The sequence below is a fragment of the Methylobacterium sp. ARG-1 genome (assembly GCF_001262595.1).
Lineage (GTDB): Bacteria > Pseudomonadota > Alphaproteobacteria > Rhizobiales > Beijerinckiaceae > Methylobacterium > Methylobacterium brachiatum.
Genome location: NZ_LHCD01000073.1, coordinates 1 through 4,671 on the forward strand (window position 1 = coordinate 1; position 4,671 = coordinate 4,671).

Sequence of the window (4,671 nt, forward strand, 5' to 3'; positions counted from 1 at the left end):
TCGATCACCTCGGTGCGCGAAGCGGTCTCTGGCGTCACCTCGGCTGTCGAGCAGCAGGCCGTGGCGACGCGCGAGATCTCAGCGAGTATGCAGATCGCCTCGGAAGGCGTATCGGACATCGACCAGAACCTGCACGTGCTGGTGGGCTAAAGCATACACCCAGGAGGCCGGCTGTTGACGAGCTGCTGTCAGTAGCCTGAAAGCAGACCTTCCAAAGGCCAACAATAGGTCGGTAGCGGCCGCCCCTGATTGTCGGAAAAATCATCGGATATCCGTCAGCAGTGGCTCATGTGCTCGACGCAGAGCTAGCGGTCGGACGCGCCAGATCGGTTTGTGAACCGCCCGCAGTCTAGTTCGGATGGTTCACGCCCGGTCGGTCTGTGTTGAATGATACACGACTTCCTGAACCAGACCGAGGGCACACTGAACCACACCTGCACCTGGCGCATGTCGATGATCATCGTGCGTCGAGCGTCACCACGATCTCGTCCATCTCCCTGGCATCCTGCGCAACCGGGGTACCAAGGACCGCCATCAGGGATCGAAGGCCTTCAATCCATTCGTCAGCCTCGGCGAGTGAGAGGAACCCGTCTCTCCGAACGATCCGGTCGGGTGCAATCCTTACGACGACATCGAACAGGCCGCCGGAAGCCTTGAGTACGCTGTAGAAAACGGGCTTGGCCATTGACGGTAGGAATTCGGGCGATGTTGAGGGGTGTGGATCGGCGTACCTCAGCGCCCCTTGGGTAGCCAGTAGTTCCAGCGGCCAAAGCTTTCGTACGCGTCTGTACCCGGTCAGTTCCGTCATGCCGCCGAGCATAGGATCCCACCGACCATTCGCCTCTTCGATGGTGCGAAAGCAGATCAACGGAAGCGGCCACCCGGCTGGGCCTCTCGGAACTCGCTGAACCGCGCGTGAGCTTCGAAAGGTCGAGGCACCAGATCCGCCCAGGGGATCGGCACGGCCGGCGGAGGATCTCTCAGCCCTTATCACGCATACCTAAACCAGACCTCGGAACGCGACGCGCTTCGCATTGTTGGCCTGACATCCGGCCGGAGGAATGACGATGCGACCGCTCGTGATTGCGGGCGCCCTGATCGTGGGAGCTACAGTCGGGGCTCTTGCGCAGGCCGCGCCACAGGAGAGCGAGGAGCGGGTTTGTCAGACTCGGGCTGACGAACTGAAGATCACGGAGGAGATGCGGGACACCTATATGCGCGAGTGCCTCGCTGGTGAGCGAGTGGACCGGCGCAAGGCCGAGACCAAATAGCGGATGCATGAGGGTAGCGGGACCGCGCGCGTGCTTCACCAGTTCCTGTCCGTTTTGGAATGCGAAATCGCAGGACCTGAAGCTCGACGTAGCGCAGTTCACGCACGAGGAGGCGGTTCGGGCGGCGCACTACCTCGCCTACGTCGTCAGCAAGGCGCACGGCCGGCAGATGGACGGGCGGCAAGCTTAAGCTGGTGGCAGGAGGTCCTGCGGGGGGCACCCAGGCGGCGAGCAGGCGCCGAACTGGCTCTGGTCGAGCGTGGTCGAGGTCGCCGGCCGGCACGAGGTCGGCAACAACACTGCCGACATTACGCCACCGCGGAGGCCGCCTGAAACCCCGTGGCCTTCGGGGCGCCGAGGCTGTCGGGAAGGGGCAGGTACTCGAAGCGGCCTCTGCCGCGCCGGTCCGGCGCCAGCAGCCCCAGGCCCTGCTCCGCGTCGCGTCGGCCCGCGGCCCAGCGGTCGCGGATCGAGGATGGCGAGAAGTCGAAGCTCTTGGCTGCGAGCTCATCGGCACCGGCCTGGTAGACGAGGTGGAGCAGCGTCACCGCAGGCCCGGTGGGATCGAACCGCTGCCGCAACTCGTACTCGCGCCTGAGGCCCGCAATCGCCCGGCGCGGCGCGCTGGCGAAGATGAGGTCGTTCGCGCGTTCGATGACTGCGTCGAGGGAGGCCGGACGCGGCGCGCGCAAGGAGAACAGGTCCGAGGCGATACAGAGGAGGTCCCGCTCGGGCTCGGTTTCGAAGAGCGGGTCGAGGGGCAGGTTGCTCGTATAGCCCGCATCGCACAGGACCCGCCCGTCCACCTCCACCGGCGGGAAGGCCGGAAGGATAGCCGTGCTGGCGAGGATGTGCTCGGGCCGGACCTTCTCGCGAGCGGTGTCGAAGTAGACCTCCTCCCCGGTCTCGATGTCGACGCAGCCGATCGTCAGACGGGTGCCGCCCCGGTTCAGGCGGTCGAAGTCAACGAGGCGTTCGAGTGTCCGCAGCAAGGGGACGTTGTCGAACAGGGCCACGTCGTTCGGCACCCACGGCAGGGCTGACCATAGGCCTGGCAGACGATGGCGAAAGATGCTCGGCCGCCCCCAAGCGAGCGCTAGGAGGGCATGGAGCCCATTGTAGACCTGGCGCGGCTTGAGCAGCCCGGTCGGGCTCGGTCCCGTGGCCTGGGTCGCCTCAGCCCAGAACATCCGGAGCTTGGCGACCCTGTCCTCGGGGGCGTTGCCCGCGACGATGGCGGCCGTCACCGCGCCAATAGATGCGCCGACGACCCAGTCGGGCCTGAGCCCGTGGCCGTGCAGCGCCTCGTAGGTTCCGGCATGGTAGGCGCCGACGGCGTTGCCGCCGGCGAAGACCAGGGCGAGGTCGCGTGTGTCGTCCGGCATCTGTGCCTTCATGCGTTGCGGGCCGTTCCTGACCATAACCTCGGCGGCGTCAGCCGTGCGGCTTGAACACGACCTTGGTGCAGTTGTCGGTCTTGTTGCGGAAGGCCTCGTAGAGCGCCGGTCCCTCCTCCAGGTTGGTCGACCGGTGGCTGATGATGAACGAAGGGTCAATCTCTCCCTTCTGGATGCGCTCCAGGAGCGGCTTCATGTACCGCACCATGTGGGTCTGGCCCGTCTTCAGGGTCAGGCCCTTGTTCATGAAGACGCCCAGCGCCACGGGCCCCACGGGACCGGCGAAGACGCCCGGCATCGAGACGTTCCCGCCGGGCCTGCAGGCGAGGATGGCCTGGTTGAGCGCGAAGGGCCGCTCCAGGCTGACGGTGTGCTCCATGATGGCGGAGGAGACCTTCTGCAGCGTGGTGTCGGCCCCGTGCGACTCCATGCCGACCGCCTCGATGACCGAGTCCGGCCCAAGGCCGTGGGTCATCTCCATGAGCGTGTCCTGCACGTTCTCCTCGGACAGGTCGATGGTCTCCGCGCCGGCCTCGCGGGCCAGAGCCAGCCGCTCGGGCACGCTGTCGATGGCGATCACGCGCTTGGCGCCGAGGAGGTAGCAGCACTTCACCGCGAGCACGCCGACGGGACCGCAGCCCCAGATGGCGACCGTGTCCTCCGGGCCGATGTCGCAGTGCTCGGCGGCCTGGTAAGCCGTCGGGAAGATGTCGCTTAGGAAGAGCACTTGCTCGTCGCTGAGACCTTCGGGGACCACGATGGGTCCGACATCCGCGTAGGGAACGCGGAGATACTCGGCCTGACCGCCGGCGAAGCCGCCGGTGATGTGCGAGAAGCCGAACAGGCCGGCCAAGGGGTAGCCGTAGGTCTCGGCCTGCAGCTTGCCGTTCGGGTTGGTGCGCTCGCAGCAGCTCCAGTTGCCCCACTTGCACTGCCGGCACTCGCCGCAGCAGATGGTGAAGGGCACCACGACGCGGTCGCCGACCTTGAGCTTCTGGTTATCCTTACCGACCTCGATGACCTCGCCCATGGTCTCGTGGCCGAGGATGTCGCCGCATTCCATCGTCGGCATGAACCCGCCCATGAGGTGCAGGTCGGAGCCGCAGATCGCGCAGGCGGTCACCTTGATGATGACGTCGCGCCCCTCCTCGATCTTCGGGTCGGGCACCGTCTCGCAGGTGATCTTGCCCCGGCTCTGCCAGGTGAGCGCTTTCATCAAACCCCTTCTCCCTCAGGTGCAACCTGCAGGGATATCTGTCCCGTAACTCGCGCTGTTCCAGCAGAGCGGGGGCTTTTTCTCCTTGGCTGCAAGGGTGGCAGTGTTTCCGCGAGGGCATATGGCTACCTCGAACCCATCCCGCGCCGGGCGGCTAGCAAATTTGGAGACAGGTTGCGGCATAGGTTTTTTTGCTCGCTCACCTCGTACTCCTCCTGAACCTGTGCACGAGTTCGCCTCGACGAGTAGGAGTCAAATCTTTTTCGAGCACATCCTGCTGATCCGCCCCCAATGAAGTGCTCATCGCCGGGTTTGGTGGATCATGCTGCGAGGAGGAAGCGACGACGCAGGAGGTCGAGCTTGGCGCGGCCGTACATGGAGCGCTTGAGCAGCTTGAGGCGACTGACCTGCCCCTCGTCCTGCCCGCTGTTCCAGGGCAGGCGAAAGCCGGCGCGGACCGCGGCCCCATCCTGACCGAGGCTTGCAGCGAAGTTCTCGACCACCTGCACGCCGCAATCATCGCGATCCCGGCTACTCAACCCCGCCTCAGACCCTTATGGGACGGGCTCTAAGCTCGACTTTGGCCATTTTGACCGGTCGTGGGACGCGCTGGGTGACGAAGCGGGCGTGACGGATAGGCTGATGGTGTCCCTCGCCAGAGACGCCTCATGCCGCACCTGCCTGCCCGCTTCGCCGGGATCATCCTGTCCTTCGCTCCGCTGTTCGTCCACCGGTCGTGGCGACACGCTCAGGCGCTGCTGATCGGTGCGATCCTCTGTCCGGGTCG

Annotated in this window: 3 protein-coding genes and 1 pseudogene; all 4 read right to left on the minus strand. The window is 65.4% G+C overall.

All coding sequences use genetic code 11. The annotated features are described in order from the left end of the window. Positions 1 to 457: 457 nt before the first annotated feature. On the minus strand, positions 458 to 808 hold the full coding sequence (locus AKJ13_RS31800) for a hypothetical protein (RefSeq protein WP_144426456.1): 351 nt from the start codon (positions 806 to 808) through the stop codon (positions 458 to 460). A gap of 771 nt (positions 809 to 1,579) precedes the next feature. Beyond that, the gene (locus tag AKJ13_RS29770; RefSeq protein ID WP_050736546.1) at positions 1,580 to 2,656 is read right to left on the minus strand and encodes a patatin-like phospholipase family protein; all 1,077 of its coding nucleotides are present in this window, start codon (positions 2,654 to 2,656) and stop codon (positions 1,580 to 1,582) included. A gap of 49 nt (positions 2,657 to 2,705) precedes the next feature. After that, positions 2,706 to 3,884 (minus strand): zinc-dependent alcohol dehydrogenase, encoded by a 1,179-nt coding sequence (locus tag AKJ13_RS29775; protein ID WP_050736545.1) that lies wholly within the window; start codon positions 3,882 to 3,884, stop codon positions 2,706 to 2,708. 320 nt (positions 3,885 to 4,204) lie between these two features. Beyond that, positions 4,205 to 4,399: pseudogene (locus tag AKJ13_RS29780) on the minus strand (ISL3 family transposase); the annotation flags it as partial. Positions 4,400 to 4,671: the final 272 nt, after the last annotated feature.